This is a genomic window from Sporomusa sp. 246TCP1, assembly GCF_057319775.1.
This window is the reverse complement of the sequence record NZ_CM170492.1, coordinates 619,574-638,132: the sequence shown is the minus strand read 5'-3', so window position 1 is coordinate 638,132 and position 18,559 is coordinate 619,574. Positions and strand designations below refer to the sequence as shown.

The window sequence follows — 18,559 nt, the reverse complement described above, 5'->3', positions numbered from 1 at the left end:
ATTTATTCTCCTTCCTGAGCATTGGCAACGGCTTCTACCGAGTCAACTATTTTCTTATAGCCGGTGCAACGGCATAGATTTCCTGAAATTGCAGTTTTAATTTCTTCCCGTGTTGGATGAGGATTTTTATCTAACAGTGCTTTTGCTGACATCAACATTCCCGGAGTACAAAAACCGCATTGAACAGCACCATGGTCAAGAAAGGACTGCTGCAAAGTGCTAATTTCTCCTTTACTAACCCCTTCAACCGTAGTAATTTCAGAACCATTAACCGTTGCAGCCAATACAAGACAAGAATTAACCGTTTTTCCATCCATAATAACAGTACAAGCGCCACACTCACCGACGCTGCATCCTTTTTTTGTACCAGTTAGATTGAGATCATCACGCAAAAAGTCTACGAGTAATCGATCTGTAGACACTTCTGCTGAGACTTTTTGACCATTCAGTATAAAACTAATTCTACTTTTCTCCATTTTCACATCTCCAATATTAAATGATTAGATTATTGAAAAATTGACATCTATGAAAGCGCTACTCATATATCTTTTGCTTGCCCCAAAGCCTCATCTCAGAAGTGAATACACGGTTTCTTTATTTTAATGGCTTGTAGGCAAATACTCATTTTCTAACTGCCGAATTTGCGGCAAGCCAATAAGTTCATTAAATTGACTGAATGGAATCATTTTATCAATAACTTCTTGGGTTGTTCCCTTTTCTTTCAATTCATTCATTAAATTAAACATCGCCTGTGCTGTAACATAGATTGATGCGGTGGGGAAAATAACCAGGTTATAGCCAATATTTTCAAGTTCATTAGCATTTAATAACGGAGTACGGCCACCTTCGACCATATTTGCCAATACCGGAACCTTGAAACTGGAAGTTATCATTTTCATTTCTTCAATGCTTTCCGGTGATTCAATAAACAGAACATCAGCACCAGCCTCTTCATAAGCTTTACCGCGGCGGATAGCTTCCTCTATACCCTGCGTTGTCCTAGCATCAGTGCGTGCCAAAATTACAAAATCCGGATCTTTACGGGCCGCTACTGCCGCTTTTATCTTGCCAACCATTTCCTCAATAGCAATAACCTGACGACCAATCATATGACCACATTTTTTAGGAGCTACCTGGTCTTCCAATTGAATAGCGGCTGCACCAGCCTCCTCGTACATACGAACAGTGCGCATTGCTGTTACAGCATTGCCAAAACCAGTATCACCATCAGCAATGACCGGTATATCTACAGCGTGCACAAAATTGCGTACACGCTCCACCATTTCAGTCATCGTCAATAATCCGACATCAGGCATACCAAGGTGACTTGCGGCCTGCCCATAACCGGTAAAATATACTGCTTCAAAACCAACCTTAGCAATAACTTTTGCCGTAAGAGCATCATGAGCACCCGGGGCAATAAGTATTTGTTTATTGGTCAATAGTTGTCGTAATTGTGTAGTTTTTTTCATAATTTAACTTCCTTTTAATTTTATATTTTATTACTCAAACCCAAAATGTCTCTTAACAAACCGCAATGCTTGCGTAGGTCGGTATTCAGCTAGTAATCCAATTGCATACAGCAAATAGGCTTTATCAATTATTACCCGGATGTTTGCTGTTGGTAACAAAGATATGCCGGGGGTGCTTATAGCGTCTGTTATAATTGTGGACGCTTCTTCGTTCGATAAGCACGTAAAAATCCCGCCAACCGCAATTACCGTTTTTATTCTTCTTAAGTCTCGTCCAACTGGAGTACCTGGAACAACGCCTATTACTGGATCAAAATGCTGAGCTATATATCCAGCATGGCGTTTGAATGCTATTTCCACAGCGGTCCTTGCCATAGCCTGATCAAACAATTTTTCCTGTTCAGATAAAGCCAAGTATTCAGGATTCGCCTCAAGTTGTATAGCATAGTTATCTAATTCTTTTTCCAATTCTTCTTTTTCAAGACCGCCACGAACTAAAATAGCCCTTTCTCCAGCAGCCTCTATTATTCCCCGCGCGCTTACCCTTAGGCCTAAATTACCTTCAACCGTGCGGTATGACAGTTGTTTCTCATTTGTTACTACCAAACCCTTTTCTTCTATTGACAGTTCATCAAGATAGGGTAAAACTGAGTGAATATCGGTCGTTGCTCCGCCAAGATCAACAATAGCTAAATTGCCAATGCCTTTTTCCTCGCGCGTGCCTTTCGCCAATAGTTCGGTCGCCAAAAGTATGGCTCCCGGTGTTGGAATGACTTTACTGACAGTCAAACGATCCATTAGTTTGCCAAGGCCCTTGGCGTTCGTAATCTGATGAATAAACTGTTCATGAATAGCCTCGCGCGCAGGCTTGACGTTCAAATTATGAATATTCGGCATCACATTAGCAACGCGTACTGTACTAATTCCCGCCTTCTCTAGGATCATCTGCACTTGCGGCTGTATGCTGACATTTCCGGCAATAACTACGGTAGCTTTAACTTTACTAGCTACAATTAGCTGTGCATCTTCTATAAGCGATTCTTGGTTGCCGCCATCGGTCCCCCCCGCCAAAAGAATAATGTCTGGCCGGATTTCGCAAAGCATTTCTAGTTTATTTTCAGGTTTATCTTCAAAAGACATAACCTCTAGGACTCTTGCACCCGCGTTCATAGCCACTTCTTTGGCAGCTTTCGCAGTAACCCTCGGCATATAGCCCATTGCAACCATGCGCAGGCCACCCGCAGCGCTGCTTGATGCCTGCACATTGCGAGCCATAACTTTTTCCGTTCCTAGAGCTGCTGCCAACCCATTCAATACCCCACTCAATCCATGGTCAATATCTTTCACGGTTGTAGGTGCCTGAGCTCTGGCAAGCCATACCAACTCACCATTTATGCTATCAATTGCGGTTGCTTTAGTAAAAGTGCTGCCAACGTCAAACAAAATTGTGTCAACTATCTTTTCATCCATTGCACTCATATATAGCCCCCGCTTTATTTAATAACGTATACGTTTCCGTCCATTATTCGTCTTGCAGTCCGGGACATCGCTGCCCGCGTGAGAACTATATTATTATCCTGATTATTGGTTGCTACTTCGACTTCAATTACACCGGCGGGGTGACCAAACCGGATCAACGGTTTATCAGCAGCACTAATCACTTGATTAACTACCGTGCCGGGAATCTTGGCAGCTACGCCTGTGCAGATTGTGCCTGTTCCGGCATAAGTTTTATGCATAACTTGCATAAACATTAACCGCGACACAAAATCAACTTCAGCTGCTTTTATAAGATGGCCTGTAGTAAAATCATTATAGTCAGTCGCTGAACTTACGAAAGCAATCATCGGAAAAGCTGGAATACGCTTCAAGGCATCATCCAAGTCTTTAGCCATACCAATTTTAACCGCAGCCGTACCGCGAATTTTTTCCAGCAAATTGAGCATATCTGGCCGATTGCTCAGTTCCTTCGGAGTTTCGATTCCTGTTAACCCTATCTCTTCCGCCTTTATAAAAATAACAACATTAGCCGCGTCGACTATACTCACAGTAACTTTACCAAAACCATCTACAGCAAGCGTATCTGTACTGTTTCCAGATGGCAGCAGTTTTCCTGTAACTGCACCAGCGGTATCTGAATAATCAAGCATAATTTTTGCACCTGTTCCAGGCACACCTGCAATAACATGGTCCCCAATCACCGCAGCCTTTCCTGCGACCGTTGGTACCTCTGCGACAATAATCTTACCAGTATTGGTATTATGAATACGAACTGTAGTAACACCTTCAACGACGGTAACCAGCCCTTCATCAATGGCAAAGGGGCCTACACCCGCGGAAATATTGCCGCAATTGCCGCTATAATCGATATACTTTTCGGTAAAGCTCACCTGCCCAAAAGTATAATCGACATCCGCGTCCGGTCGGGAAGCGGGGCCGATAATGGCGACTTTACTTGTAAGCGGATCGGCTCCGCCAAGTCCGTCAATCTGTCTGACATCAGGACTGCCAAATATCTTACAAATTAATGTATCCCGCTCGCCTTTATCCTTTGGCAAATCGACAGCTTTCAAGTAGATGCCTTTACTAGTACCACCCCGCAGAACAACACAAGGTACTTTTATCGTCTGGTTCATTATTTGTTTACCTCCTCTATATGCTTTTGCACCCATTGCACAATATCAGCCGGGTCGGTTCCAGGGCCAAAATAGGCATCTACACCCAAGAAGCTCGTCCCTTCCTGCTTAATTTTCTCTTCTACTGCTTCGTGCTCTTCCTCTTTTTCAGCAATTCGCCCACCGGAAATTAATGCGGTGTCTTTTCGTATACCAAGTTGTTCCATTCTATCATTAACCCTCGGATAAAGCGTAGTTCCCATTCCCAACAGATTGGTCACACCTATAACCTGCGCCTTTGCTTCTGCAGCAACTTCTGCCACCGTCTCCGGAAGATTCATACCCCTCAGATAAATTACCTCAAAACCAGCTTTTTGCAACGCTTCGCGAACAGTATTTATACCAACGAGATGAGCATCAGCCCCAACTGTTGCCAGCACAATTTTTGTCTTTTTGCTAACTTGTACCGGTTTTTCCACTTCTACTGGCTCTTTTGTAAAAGTAAGATATTTTTCTTCGATATCGGTTGGACCATAACCTGGCACATAACGACGAATACCATCTTCATCGCGGTGCGTACGCACTCCGCGCTTAAGATCCCAACCACCAGCACGTGGTGCATCCATTACACCATTTTTTCCTGCAATAACAATCATATCAATTAATTCTTTGGCAGCATAATTACGCCAAAAATTCGGTGTAATATCTTGCGGTGCAAGCATGCCATCGCGTTGTAATACGGCAGTAAGTACTGCCATCGCTTCGGAAATAATATTTTCTTTACGTGTATCAATATAAGAGTGCTGAATATCAATCTTGGCTGTATTGGTAAATACATTGTGGGAAGCCCAGATTGCTTTTGCCATGGAAGCACCTGTCGGTATACCAACCGACTCAGCCGCTTTCGGCCGGTAGAAATTGGCTCCACCTAACCGTGCACTGATAGCCATACGGGCAAAATGAGCCTGTTCCGCGATAAGATCAGCTGGAGGGTTTTGGAAAGTTTCCGGTACAACAATCAAAGAACCACTCAGCATCGTTTCTTTGAACGCCCGCATTACTGCGAGGTCTGCAAACAAATTGATCCCCGCAACATTCATCTGCAATGCGCTTAATTCTTTTGGCAAGCCCGCTAAGACACCCAAACCTTCGGCCAATAGGCACATTGCTAAAGCCATTCCATCTGTGCCACCGATATTATTTAAATGCTTATGTGAATCAGTCTGGACAAAGATATTGTTTTCCGCACAAATTTGTAAAGCCCGGTACCCATTGAGCACTTTCGTCTTATAATCGTGAATTCCCCGACCGCCAAAATGGACGTGAATTACCGGGCCGATATCTGTACCGTCAAAGCCGGCAATAAGTGCGTTAATAATGGAAAGGTGTGGTGTATCACCAGTTGCGTTTACCCGCATAGGATGTTTACTACCCCCACCCAACTGCACCAATTCTCGTTCCCCAGCAGGTGTAATCCCACCTTTGCCGCGTGACTGCTCGATTAGTTCCTCTCCATCAAGCGGGTCTATGTGCCGAGTAGCTTCAGAGTGAACAAAGTGAAAGATGGTCTCCCCAAATTGTTCGGCTCCTTTGTACATATCAAGTGCTTCTTTATATGTTTCCGCTCCCGAATTACGGCCAAGAATCGGGTTCATCACCGGAATACCCGTCCGCTCTGCTTTTTGAGCCAGTTCCCAAATACGATAACCGCTGCGTTCTACCCCAGCCACAACGCGCGGATAGGGGTCCGGCAAACCGGTTACATCTCCGTCCTTAGTCACTTGCGGCATTGGTACTTTGAAAACCTTTTCATAAGCCCGAACCCGTTCCTGATCAGCAATGATAATTTCTTTTGTTTTTTTCTGCATATGCTTCTACTCCCCCCGCTCTTGTTGCATTTGCTGCTTAACCTTAGGTATCAGCCCTCCAGCCTCTAATATAGTCAACACATTATCACCCGGACGCTGCCCCTTGATAACGGTTTTATCAGGCAGTGTAACTTCACCGACCGCAAGGTCTAGGATAATTTCGTCACCGTCCTTAACTTTGCCGCTAGTATCAGCACACATAACCGGCAGTCCTATATTTATAGAGTTACGTCGAAAAATTCTTGCGAATGATTGGGCAATAACCGCCCCCACACCTGCATCTTTCAACGCTACCGGAGCCTGCTCACGACTAGAACCCGCACCAAAGTTATTTCCGGCAACAATTATATCGCCAGGCTTTACCCTTTTGGCGAAGTCTGAAATCACGCTTCCGGCAAGAGCATGAAACTTAAGCTGTTCCTGCGGATAGGCCATAGCATAGCCAGGAAGTATTTGGTCCGTATCAACGTTATCGCCCAAACACCACACTCGGCCACGAACAGTCAACTTGCTATCCATGATTATTCACCCCCACCAGTGGTACTGCCGTACCAGGAAAAACTATCTTACCGCAAACTGCTGCTTCAGCAGCAGCACGGGGTGACGCCAAGTAAATATTGGCTTCTTTTGCACCCATGCGCCCGGGGAAATTACGGTTCGTGGTAGAGACAACAACATCATCCGCAGTAACAAGCCCCATATGTCCCCCATAGCACGGACCACAGCCTGGGCTCAGCACTGTCACTCCTGCTTCCCGCATAATATGCGTCAAACCTTCTATTTCCATCGCCTGAACCACTCTTTGTGAGGCAGGCATCACAATGCAAGTGACATTAGGATGTACATTAGCCTTGCTAAACACCTCGGCAGCGATCCGCATGTCGCTTATCCTCCCATTGGTACAGCTGCCGATTACTACTTGATTAACAGTCGTATTTAAAACATCCGCAATCGACTTGACATTACCGGGAGAATGCGGACAAGCCGTAACCGGTACAAGCTTATTCACTTCGATAATTTCAGTCTTACTCACCGGACCTACAGCTTCGCTTACTGAAAAATAACTAAGCATAGCTCCCATTTCTATAGCCATATTGCTAATCGTCATCTTTTCTTCAATATCAGCGGTTTTTACCCAGCTACCAGCAAATATAATTCCTTGATCGGTAAAACCGTCTGTACCAAATTTCCCAATAAGATGAAGTATAATATCTTTTGCATAAACTCCCGGGGCCATCTTCCCTTCAAGCCGTATCAACTGGATTGGCGGCACTTCGATGTCAAGTGTGCCTGTAGCCATGGCTGCAGCAATTTCTGTTGAGCCAACGCCAAAGGCCAACGCTCCATAGGCACCGGCAGTGCAAGTATGCGAATCAGCTCCGATAAGTACCGATCCCCTAATTAAACCGCCTTCTTCGGCCACTAATTGGTGAACAACGCCTTCACCCTTACCAAAACAGCGCACCTTATACTTTTCAGCAAAATCCATCAATTGTCTATGATTGTGACGAGCCGGAATAGTAGGCGCCGGAAAAACATGGTCAAATACAAACATAACTTTTGCCGGATCAAATACCCTGTCTACCCCAATTTTTTCAAATTGGCTAATTGCCATAGGCGCTGTCACATCATGTGCTACAGCTAAATCAATGTTAATCGTAATATCCTGACCTACGCTTACGGATTCCAGTTCTGCCGCGCGCGCCAAATAATTTTCAATTTCATTCAACGCCCTCACCCTTTCTAGTCAACAACCTCAATATTAAGTTTACGGGCAACAGATTTAGCCTCATCAATAGAACAGGAAGCATTGCGGAGAACAACCCTGCCACCGCCTCTGTTTAAAGCTTCCACAAACGATCCCTGTCCGGTCGCAAAAACAGTTATTCGCTGCAGTTGATATTCCTCAACTTCACAAATTTCAATTTTAAGCTTTCTCTCTTTAACCCTATCCATAACACTGCGATACAAATTTGCGTTGTCAGTCCCTGCGCCATATATAGCTGCCATAAGGATTCCCGGCACGTTGATACCACGCCGGACAAATAATTCCGGGTACAGTTCAATTTTTACACCAGTAATATCGCCTTTTACCAACTCATGCGCTATACGAGCCGTATTGGTGGGAGAACCTACCGCCTGACTGCTGCCGCCGACAACTGCATCACCAAACGGCTTCACTATTGAATTGGCCTTTATGGCTAAGGCCTGCGCCTCTAACGTGGCTTCCGCAATTGTGGCTTTTATTTGAGCGTCTTCCTTATCCTTTACTTCCTGTTGGACATAATTTTCTACCGACTCATTTGTTCTAAAGAAAGGTTCCATATATTTAATAACAACAGGAACTATATGTTTGGCAGATTCCGGATGTACCGCCACCGCCATAGAAATCATTACATCCACTGGTACGTTTACAGGTATCGATGTTTTTACTGCAAGCTTTGCAGCCAAATTACCATTCAAAATGGCACCACCGATATGCGTCGCGCATAAACCAGCAACCATAACCCTTGGTGTGCAGGGCACCGCTATCGTCGGCGACAACGCCAATACTATGGCTTTGCCAACCTGTTCAGGCGTACCGCCAAGCATCTCAGCCATTACTGCTGCTGTTGCCGCTGACCCGGCTCCAAACCCTTCCAGGTTGCAGCCTGTGCTTGTTTTGCCTACTCGGAAAATTGTACCTACTTTTAACATTAGCGCGGTTAAACAAGCTACCGTTTCTTTATTGTCGATAGTTTCAAGCATTGCTCTGAGTAAACCGGAATAAGGGCAGGAATCCCCAGTCCCGGCACATGGCTGCAGACCGACACAATGATTTCCGACCTGCGCCGCCAGTGTGTAACATAGCGCGTTGTTTATAAAAGTGTCCTCATTTAATTTTATGTCCCCTTCGACAAGCTCTTGGCCTACCTGCCCGAGGAGAAAGCTCGCACCATTTGTAATGCCCATCTCCACAGCATACAGATTGTGGCTGAATGCAGACATTATTGCTGACAATACTTCTTCCCGAGTCATTTTGTTTACTTCAATAGCCTCAGCGATTACAACCTCACTGACACTCGTACCACACTCACTAGCTAAGTCGATGCACTGTCCGAGGGTAAATCCTCCGATTGGATAACCTTTTTGCCGGGCTAAATCTAGCAACTTCTCCATGTTTAAATCTAGCAACTTCGCCATGTTTTAGCCTCCTATATTACTTTGCTAGTACCATCGCCAAACCCGCAAGTGCGCTTGATGCTCAAAAGATGGACACCAAGCGCACCCGGTTCCGTAATGCCCCTAGTTTAAGCAGCTAAATTCTATTTTCTTACTGTAACCCCAGCTAATTCTTCGTTAAGTGTTATAACCGCTGATATATCTTTTTTGCCAAGCCCTTTAGCCCTAGCCGTTTCATAGACCTGTTGCGCGAAATTAGCCATAACAAGCGGAATACCTAGCTCTTTTGCAGTCTGCACAGCCATCTCCAGATCCTTATACTGGAGATTAACTGTGAAGCCTGGATCAAACTTGCCTTTAAGTACAAAGTTTGGCACTTTCGCTTCCAGTGCGTAACTACGACCGGAACTGCTGCTAATAATCTCGAACAGCACTTGAGGATCAATCCCTGCTTTTACTCCTAATGTCATGGCTTCTGCTACAGCTACCATATTTACACCCAAAAGCAAATTGTTAACAAGTTTAATGGCATCACCTGAGCCAACTGGCCCCACGTGGTAGATTTTTTTGCCAATAACTTGTAATACCTCTTGGCAACGATCGAGGGCTGTTTTCTCACCACCAACCATAATTGTAAGAGTACCGGCGTCAGCTCCTGATACTCCGCCGCTAACCGGTGCATCAAGATAATCTACACCTTGGGCGGCTGCCAGCGAAGCCATTTTTTTGGTATGACTTGGCGTAACACTACTCAAGTCGATAAGAATCTGCCCTTGATGACTTCCTGTCAAAAGACCCTCTTTATCACTGACTACTTCTTCAACAATTGAGCTATTAGGCAGGGAGATCAAAACAACATCACTATTAAGTGCTACTTCCTTTGGTCCATTAGCAGCTTTTGCCCCTCTGGCCTTCATATCTTCAACAGCAGCAGCGACCACATCGCATACAGTTAAAGAATATCCTGCTTTTAAGATATTACTAGCCATTGGCCGGCCCATCGCGCCTAGTCCAACAAATCCAATTTTTAACATAAGTTTACCCCCGTCAAGTGTCAATTAACGCAGTCCGTCTTCACCTTTTACTTCTTCCTTTTTCAAGCCGCCAACCCGTGGAAGTGGACGTCCACCACTTGTAACTACAACAGCCAAAGCTATTTCGTTAGCACGCGGCCCATCTGAAACCCGGACTTCCATTGCATCAAAATGACTGCGTACAAAAGCTGCATCTTTAAAACCAAGCGGCACATCAAGAGCTGTACCAACACCACCAACTTTTTTGGCTGAAGGAATAAGAGCTTTACCGCCACCGATATTGTCGCGCATAGGCTTGCCAAGTTTCGGATGCATTAAAGCCGCAGCATGTTCTAGTTCACCATTTTCACCAACAATAACGCCTTTACCATAGCTTTCAACTTCCTCCGGAGCAATCTCCAGTGCTGCAACTGCTTTCTTCGTAAGCATATCACCAAGCTCAACGCTGGCATCAGTAAGTGGTGTCAAGTCTTCAATAAATTTACCCGCAAACGGATTTTCAAAAACCGCAACTGCTGCTGCCTTGCGTATCGGTTTTTCCAAAGTTTGACCCATTTCCATTTTTGCTTCCTCTACGATTGTCACGATCTTGCGAATTTTCATTGTAAAACCTCCATTTACTCCTAAAATTTGTATTTTTTTAGAATTGTTGTACCTACTCACTATACTTTTACATTACAGTTACCTTACGTTCCGCGGGAGGTGTGTTGCGACTCTTAGTAAACATAATTTCGCCATTGACAAGCACCATTGAGATACCCAATAGGTCACCGGCTTCCAATGCTTCCAGCGCATTGCTACCTACGGAGCCCATCGGTTTATCGGCAATAACCAAATCTGCCTCTTTACCCACAGCAACCATGCCTGTATTTAAACCAAAGGTCTTAGCAGTATTGCCTGTTGCCATTGCGATGGCCTCAGCTGCGGGGATTCCAGATATGCCAGCAATTTGGGCGATATTTCTTAGAATGCCGAGAGGAATAACGCCTGTTCCTGAAGGTGCGTCGTTACCGAAAATTACACGATTTAATTGTTTTTTTGCAGCAAGCTTTTTCACTACCATATCAGCGACTTTAATATTGCCACATTGAACAATTTCCAAAGTTAGATTAGTTTCGTCGATCAGTTTATCTACTTCTGCGGGAGAAATGGCGGTAGGTCCGCCGTTTACGTGTGAAACAACATCAGGGTTAACTGCAATAACATCAGAAGCCGTTACGGTTGAACTTCCAGGAATAGAAGTCCCACCAGTATGCATAGCAACTTTCATGCCGTGTTTCTTAGCCAACTTAACCATAGGAGCAGCCTCTTCCGGCTTTTTGATTGCTCCCAGTCCAACTTCGCCAACAAGCCAAACGCCAGCTGCTGCCATTTCAGCAAAATCAGCTTCCGTAAGGCCTTTTTCAAGAATAACAGCACCACCATGGAATTTAACTCCGCCCGGTTTAGCGATTTCAAATGATTTATGAGCCAAAATTGCTAACGCTTTTACCCCTGCCGGGTCTTTGGGCCTGCCGGGAGTATGACACTCGCCAGCTGAAATCATGCTAGTTACACCGCCATGTAGAGCGCTGCCGATAAAATCAAGCATTTTTTGACGGGGAGTAAAATCACCAATAACTGGATGAACATGGGAATCAATAAATCCAGGCATTACAGCCATGCCACCAATATCAATTTTCTTAACATCTTTTTCAGCTTTAACCTGATCCAAAAGCTTTTTGTCCCCGATTGCTGCAATTTTACCATCTTTAATTAAAATGGTATTTCCTTTTAAAATCGGATTATTGATGTCCCCAGATACGAGGATACCAATGTTGGTTAGTACTGTTGTCATATAAATCACTCCTTTATATTTTTGAAGGAACTTGCAACTTCCTTATGGGTTAAATTACAAATGTCGGTATCGTGTCCGCGGCACAACAGCAATGTAACCATTCTTTATAATCAATCACATTATTTACTATAAGCATGTTTCATGCCAATTCATAAAAAGCAAAAACTTTACTATTTTCTCAATATTCAAAAGCCATTGAATTCAAGTATTCAAAGTATTTTTAAAAAAGCGGCTTGTTAAGCATAGTAGCAACCGCACCGCTAAGAAAGGAAAACTTTTCAACATTGCAAAGTTTTCCTTTCAAACATGAAATATATCTTCAAATTAGCTACTTTCATGTACTTAAACGCGCATATTTAGAATAAATTCATTTCAATTTTGCAATATTCCTAGGCACCTCATCCCAATGACAAAGTGTCGTCAACTAATTCCTTCTTTCCGGTAAACCTAGAGATGCTCGTTCCCACTCAACAGATATGAACTTCTGCCGAGCGGAAACGAGCATCAATCTAAGCACCCAAATCCAATTATTTTATACCATAAAATCCTGCCTGCATACCTGAAACCCATAGAATCTCAACAGTCGAAAAACCGACTTCTTTTAGAAGATTTATATGTGCTTCAATAGTAATAGGCAAAATTTCAATCCCATACCGGCTTATATGCTTATCTACCGCTTCAGATCTTTTTCCGTTCAGCAATTGGGCATTCTGCCAGCGTTGAAGGCCAATCTGCGTTCCCAATTTATTGTTTGGTCTGATAGTCTCAAAAGTAACGTATACACCGCCTTTTTTAATCATCTTGTAACAGTTTTGAGTTGCTTTTCTGCGCATCTCATCATTTAAGTAATGATGAGCCATTATGGCGGTCACAACATCAAAGCTGTCATTACAGCACAAATTTTCACTGCCTTCTACCATGTATGTTATATCATTATTTACTAGCTTCTCTTGTGCAATCCTTATCATACCCTCTGCCGGGTCTGCTGCTACAAACGTTATTTGTCCAAAACATTTCAGTGCTTTTAAAATAAGAGTTCCTGTGCCGCAGCCAGTATCCAGCCAAGACTGAGGTTTGGGCACAGCTACTTTAACCAAGTCCAAAGTTTCTTCGTGAAACAAATGATACCGTGGAATAGTTTTATGGACATTGGCATCATACTCGTTTGCTGCCTGGGAGGTTTTATTGTCTCGCATATATTCATCTACTCCTTTAAAAAATCGGTGCTTATTGCAAACCCTGTCCTCGGGTTTCACTTCCCAAGGTAGCTACTACAATACCGGCAAATACGAATGCACCAGCAACAATGGCAATTGCTCCGGTAACGCCAATAAAGTTAAGGGCATAGCCGATGACTAACGGAGCCAACATAGACCCCGCACGTGAGCAAGTCGCCGCCATACTTGTTCCTGTTACCCTTATACTGGTAGGATAAAGTTCTGGCGTATAGGTATAGGTGATCCCCCATATTCCTGATACGAAAAAGGATGTTACTACTCCCAAAAATATAACAGAACTAATTTCCAAAGCACCAAAGCCTAAGGCCCAACCAAATATCACTGTAGCTACTCCTGCCAACAGCAGATTGGCTGTCAGTAGTTTTTTTCTTCCAACTTTATCCATGCCATATGCGCACAAAATCTGATTAGGTACATAAGCTAACTGCATAATAACCATATAGAGGAATGACTTGACCATGCTATGACCAGCCTTAACCAACAATGAGGGTAGCCAGGCAAAAAGCCCATAATAGCCGAACATTCCCAAGAACCATAGTACCCAAAGCATTACCGTTGTTTGCCGGTACTTCTCTGAAAATAAAGTTCCAATAGAGCCTTTACCTGCGACGGAAACAGCCGCCAAATTGGCTTCAGTTACCGGTGGAATAGCCTTGGTTTTCGCTATCTTTGTCTCTATCTGTTCTACAATTTCCAAAGCTTCCTTATCTCGCCCCTGCAGAGCAAGCCAACGGGGGGATTCTGGCAAATTCCGGCGAACTACCCAAATATAAAGTGCTGGCAAGGCCCCGGCAACAAAAGCCCAGCGCCAACCATCCTGAATGCCCGGAATAATAAAGTAGGAAAGAGCTGCGGCAGCAAGCCAGCCTAATGCCCAGAAAGTATTAATCAATCCCTGAACTTTCCCCCTGTCGCCTGCCGGAATAAATTCTCCCATTAATGCAGTAACGACAGGGGTTTCTCCTCCAAGCCCCAAGCCAACTAAGAAACGAAAACAAATTAACGAAGTAAAATCCCAAGCCAACGCGCAACCCAATGAAGCAACAGAAAACAGCAACATTGTCCATTGAAAAACTGCCTTACGACCAAACCTGTCTGCTGCCGGACCTGATAAAAAAGCTCCAGCCATCATACCGAACAAGCCTGAACTCAATAAAATACCAACCTGAGCCGAGCTTAAATTCCATGCCTGGATCAGCGCAGTCGCAATAAAGGTTACCAATCCAACATCAAACGCATCAAAGGCCCAGGCGCACCCATTAATAGTTAGTAACTTGTAGTGAAATCTGGAAAGGGGCAGCCTATCAAGCCTTGCTGCTACAGTTACTGGTGTTCCATAGTTATTCATAATAACACCTCAGATTAATTTTTTATGGATTCCAGTTCTTTGGAAAACGCTTAATTCTTTCATGCATTTCCCATCTTGCTGCACCATGTTCATTTTTTCTCAGTTATTATTGCTATGGAGTCTAGCAATGAATCTATCTACACACCAACCACAGCTTAGCTTAGACGTCATCGGCTATAGCTATGATGGGCGGAACTCAAATGGTCTCCCCACACCTTTACAGTAAGGATCTCTTTTAACGCAACTGCCCGTTTTCAATCCTGCTCTATACACAAGCATTTTTCATGCCAATTCTAAAAAACTTTTTATATTTTTCCAATATTCAAAAGTCATTTGATTTTTAATATTCAAGGCGAATAAAAAAAAGCGAGCTCACTAATGATACTAGCAAACGCACCACTAAAAAACTATATACCTTGCAATATTGCAAAGTATATAGTTCAAATATGAAATACATCATCACGATTACTACTTTTTTCTACATAAACACGCATATTCACAATAAATACATTTCAATCTTGCATAATTCCTAGATCCCTCATCCGGCGCCAAAGTGTCGTTACACTAACTCCCAGGCGCTTAGCAACCTTATTGCGATTACCCCTTTCCTCTTCCAGGACGCCTGCAATAATTTTCCTTTCAGCGTCACGCAACGCCATTCGTAAGTTGACATTTGTTGTTTTGTCAGTAACATGGCTGAAATGTTGAGTAGAATGAAATTGCGAAGGAAGGTGCCTGACAGTCAAAGATTTGTCACTGACACTTGCCATATTTAGTGCGCTTTCGATACAATTTTGCAACTCCCTAACATTACCGGGCCATTTATAACTACAAAATATATCAGTTACCTCTGGAGAAATCTTGGCAATATATTTCCCTAAAACTTGATTATATTTCTTTATAAAATGTTTAGCCAAAAGAATAACGTCATTAGACCGATCCCGCAAGGGCGGAATTTTCAATTCGACAACATTTATACGATAAAACAGATCCTCACGAAAACTTTTCTCTTCAACAAGACGTCGTAAGTGTTTATTTGTCGCACAAATAATACGAACGTCGATCGGTATTGGTTTCGTACTTCCGATACGGGTAACCTCCCGCTCCTGAATGACGCGCAGCAGCTTTACCTGTAAATCAAGGTTCATTTCACTAATTTCATCAAGAAAAACCGTTCCATGGTTTGCCCCTTCAAAAATTCCCGGACTTCCACCTTTTTTCGCGCCGGTAAATGAGCCTTCAACATAACCAAATAAGTTGCCCTCAATTAAAGAAGCCGGCAAAGCACTGCAGTTTATCGCCACAAATGGGCGATCCCGGCGATCGCTAACGTTATGAATGGCTTGGGCGAACAATTCTTTGCCAGTACCAGTTTCCCCATAGATAAGCACAGATGATATATTCTGAGCAATGTACTTCGCCATGTTTTTGCAATGCCCGATACTATCACTTTCACCAATAAGGTCGTCAAAAGTGTAACGGGCATATTGATACTTTTTCATTTCATCAACAAGCTTGTGCTTTTGTGAAACAAATACTTCATTGTTAAAACCCAACCCATATGCCTTGGTAATAGGAATACGCACCGCCATAGCACCAGGCACTGATATCGATGCTCCAATCATGGGGGTTTGTGTTGCCATAGCTTCACGAGCACTTTCACTCATTTTTCCAATAAAATTTTGCTTATGCCTGCCGTTATGATCAACACTGTCCAATCTCTGTCCATGTTTGTCAAACAAGACTGCTTCACCACCTGCGACTCTAGCAATTAGTGGTAAAGCATTTGTAAGTGCTTCCAACAGTTTTTTATCTCTTTCCACACGTTCAATATTGCTACAGGCAACAACATATTCACCAATAGATATTGCCAATGCATCAGCGCCTTTAATAAACTGCGACTCCCCAAAAACTGGCATTTGACTTTGCGAAGCTTTTACCGCAAGATCGTAAATCTGTCCAATATATTCCGGTTCTTCCTGCCCATTCGAATCCACTGTTTTTAACCTATGACCAGCAGCGTCGGTTACAGTCGCAAACCCCCCGGAAATACGTGCAATAACCGGCAACATTTCAAATAACTGCTTTAATAACTCCCGATTTTTCAATACATATCTCCCCTGACCAAAAAATCTTGTAGAACTATAGTATTTTTCTTGCCAAGGCACGAATTAACTAAAACCAATTACGTTACCACTGCATTCTTGGCGTTACAAGTTTATTGAATCATATTCAATGTATCTGTCAAGTGAAAATTGTACCACCCTAAGGCAAAAAAATTATTGAGCTAACACTCCAACCATTCTTGGGTTTCCTTTAGTCGATATGAAGATAGTAATGTATATAAAATTTAATCTTTCAACAAAAAATTACATTATAGCTATATATTTGCCACTTTTTGCTAAAAACCTTCAAATTATTTTTCATTTTGTTATAGGGTAGCTTTGCTTTGCCTTTTTTTTACTCAATATATTAATCCTCTTCTTTTTCTTCAGATGATTCATTTTTAGTCACTTGCTTTGCTATTCATTTCTTGTTTTTGGGGCTTTATGAAAATACTCATGCGCCCTTATTAATAATTAGCATCATTCATGCCAAGCCTGCTTTACTCAGTACCACAGCAGCACTTTATTTGTTATAACTGCGGTTACTATCAATCTCGTGTCCACTCCACTCAACAAAAAAAAAGCCGGGCAAGGTGATGGCAAATCCACCCCAACCGGCTCATTATCTGTCACTATAAACTCCCCCAAAGAGGTCTTAACAATTAATCATCTTCGCGCTTACAGTCCTTATGATCGTGATCACAGTCTTTATGATCGCAGTCACATTTCTTTTTTTTATCTGGCGCAGTGTCTGTCGTACCGTTGAAGGAATGTGTATGCCCAAGTACACAGCTTGTTTCACCGCAGAATTGATGTGTGTGTTCATCTCCTGCCACTTCAATAGCTGGCCCTGTAACCACATCAACTACATGCCAATGAATTGGTCCACCTTTCGGATCAGAAGTAGTAAGAACACAAATACGATGAAAATGACTGTGGCCTGAATAGATGGCCGGACCGGTTGTTCCCAGAATGCCATGTTGGTGATCGCGGGCTACATCCGCGATAGTGATAAAGGCATGATTGTGCTCTATGCTTTCGCAAGTGGGCTCTACATAATAATGCTGTCTCTGAGTTTCTTCACTCAAAATTTTCACCTCCTTTATCAACATAATATTCATTATATTTAGGATAAGTGATTACATAATGCCTTTTTTTTTGTATAAATATATATTTTGTTTAAGGTTCGACTCGTTCTTTGCCTCCCTGCTGCCTGAATAACAAAAATTCTTCTAATACCTCCCCAAAGCGCTGGATAGTGTCCGTTGCATCTTTTCCCTCTTTATACAGCCGATCAAGTTCTTCAGATATTGACTATTACACCACTGCATATTTCCCGGGTTCTGGTGCGAGAGTTATACAAAGACAAAGAACCCCCATCTTTTACTAAAATATCAAGCCGCGTTACCCATAACCTTGTTTATAAATTCAACCTCAGAAAGGGACAAATTGAATTTCTTCAACTTGTCCCTTTCTAATCATATCTCAACCATTATTCTATAACTGAGTGGTTACTTAAGGTACCAGCGGACGCAAACATTATGTTTCCACTTAAACAAATGCTGAGACATCATCTTACCATTTTCAAATTTCGAGTAAAATTATATCATGGCTTGGTTTTTTGTACCAGAACCATGCTTATACAATAACATCGTCTTCAATGTCTTTTCTACTGGCTGCAATTTTTTTTCTGGCTTTTTCATCAATAGGTGTCAGGGGGACGGGGTTATCGACGTTCAGCAGTCATCATCTCAATTAAAAAGTTGTCTTTCTTCGATTTTATACCATTCTTATATTGGGGAATGTACTCTTTTAGAATAATGGGAAACAACTCCCACAATTCTTTCAATGACATTTCTGATAAATCTTTTTTCATGCTT

16 protein-coding genes are annotated in these 18,559 nt (G+C 42.9%); all 16 read right to left on the bottom strand.

From position 1 onward, the window contains the following. Positions 1-2 precede the first annotated feature (2 nt). The gene (locus AC1ECB_RS03000; protein ID WP_485667398.1) at positions 3-476 is read right to left on the bottom strand and encodes a (2Fe-2S)-binding protein; all 474 of its coding nucleotides are present in this window, start codon (positions 474-476) and stop codon (positions 3-5) included. 123 nt (positions 477-599) lie between these two features. Then, a complete protein-coding gene (locus tag AC1ECB_RS02995; RefSeq protein ID WP_485667397.1) occupies positions 600-1,472 on the bottom strand; it encodes an isocitrate lyase/PEP mutase family protein in 873 nt (290 codons plus the stop codon). A gap of 30 nt (positions 1,473-1,502) precedes the next feature. Beyond that, positions 1,503-2,951 (bottom strand): glutamate mutase L, encoded by a 1,449-nt coding sequence (locus tag AC1ECB_RS02990; RefSeq protein ID WP_485667396.1) that lies wholly within the window; start codon positions 2,949-2,951, stop codon positions 1,503-1,505. A 14-nt stretch (positions 2,952-2,965) separates the two neighbouring features. After that, complete coding sequence (locus tag AC1ECB_RS02985; RefSeq protein ID WP_485667395.1) at positions 2,966-4,108, bottom strand: PrpF domain-containing protein; 1,143 nt, start codon at positions 4,106-4,108, stop codon at positions 2,966-2,968. Further along, positions 4,108-5,955 (bottom strand): cobalamin-dependent protein, encoded by a 1,848-nt coding sequence (locus AC1ECB_RS02980; RefSeq protein WP_485667394.1) that lies wholly within the window; start codon positions 5,953-5,955, stop codon positions 4,108-4,110. Before AC1ECB_RS02980 ends, AC1ECB_RS02985 begins: the two co-directional genes overlap by 1 nt. Positions 5,956-5,961: 6 nt before the next feature. Then, complete coding sequence (locus tag AC1ECB_RS02975) at positions 5,962-6,474, bottom strand: LeuD/DmdB family oxidoreductase small subunit (protein ID WP_485667393.1); 513 nt, start codon at positions 6,472-6,474, stop codon at positions 5,962-5,964. After that, positions 6,467-7,684, bottom strand: coding sequence for a 3-isopropylmalate dehydratase large subunit (locus tag AC1ECB_RS02970; RefSeq protein ID WP_485667392.1), 1,218 nt, complete (start codon positions 7,682-7,684; stop codon positions 6,467-6,469). The genes AC1ECB_RS02975 and AC1ECB_RS02970 overlap by 8 nt, the downstream gene beginning before the upstream one ends. A 14-nt stretch (positions 7,685-7,698) precedes the next feature. Beyond that, positions 7,699-9,138 (bottom strand): serine dehydratase alpha family protein, encoded by a 1,440-nt coding sequence (locus AC1ECB_RS02965; protein ID WP_485667391.1) that lies wholly within the window; start codon positions 9,136-9,138, stop codon positions 7,699-7,701. Between the two features lie 122 nt (positions 9,139-9,260). Then, positions 9,261-10,151, bottom strand: coding sequence for an NAD(P)-dependent oxidoreductase (locus AC1ECB_RS02960; RefSeq protein WP_485667390.1), 891 nt, complete (start codon positions 10,149-10,151; stop codon positions 9,261-9,263). Positions 10,152-10,175: 24 nt separating this feature from the next. Continuing rightward, positions 10,176-10,754, bottom strand: a complete 579-nt coding sequence (locus AC1ECB_RS02955) for an amino acid synthesis family protein (RefSeq protein ID WP_485667389.1) — start codon at positions 10,752-10,754, stop codon at positions 10,176-10,178. Positions 10,755-10,821: 67 nt separating this feature from the next. After that, positions 10,822-11,988, bottom strand: coding sequence for an amidohydrolase family protein (locus AC1ECB_RS02950; protein WP_485667388.1), 1,167 nt, complete (start codon positions 11,986-11,988; stop codon positions 10,822-10,824). A gap of 527 nt (positions 11,989-12,515) precedes the next feature. Beyond that, entirely contained in the window at positions 12,516-13,184 is a 669-nt protein-coding gene (locus AC1ECB_RS02945) for a class I SAM-dependent methyltransferase (protein WP_485667387.1), read from the bottom strand. Positions 13,185-13,215: 31 nt separating this feature from the next. Continuing rightward, complete coding sequence (locus tag AC1ECB_RS02940; RefSeq protein ID WP_485667386.1) at positions 13,216-14,574, bottom strand: MFS transporter; 1,359 nt, start codon at positions 14,572-14,574, stop codon at positions 13,216-13,218. Between the two features lie 512 nt (positions 14,575-15,086). Further along, positions 15,087-16,682, bottom strand: coding sequence for a sigma-54 interaction domain-containing protein (locus AC1ECB_RS02935; protein WP_485667385.1), 1,596 nt, complete (start codon positions 16,680-16,682; stop codon positions 15,087-15,089). A 659-nt stretch (positions 16,683-17,341) separates the two neighbouring features. Beyond that, complete coding sequence (locus tag AC1ECB_RS02930) at positions 17,342-17,767, bottom strand: YmaF family protein (RefSeq protein WP_485667384.1); 426 nt, start codon at positions 17,765-17,767, stop codon at positions 17,342-17,344. Positions 17,768-18,405: 638 nt separating this feature from the next. After that, entirely contained in the window at positions 18,406-18,555 is a 150-nt protein-coding gene (locus tag AC1ECB_RS02925; protein WP_485667383.1) for a hypothetical protein, read from the bottom strand. Between the last annotated feature and the right edge of the window lie 4 nt (positions 18,556-18,559).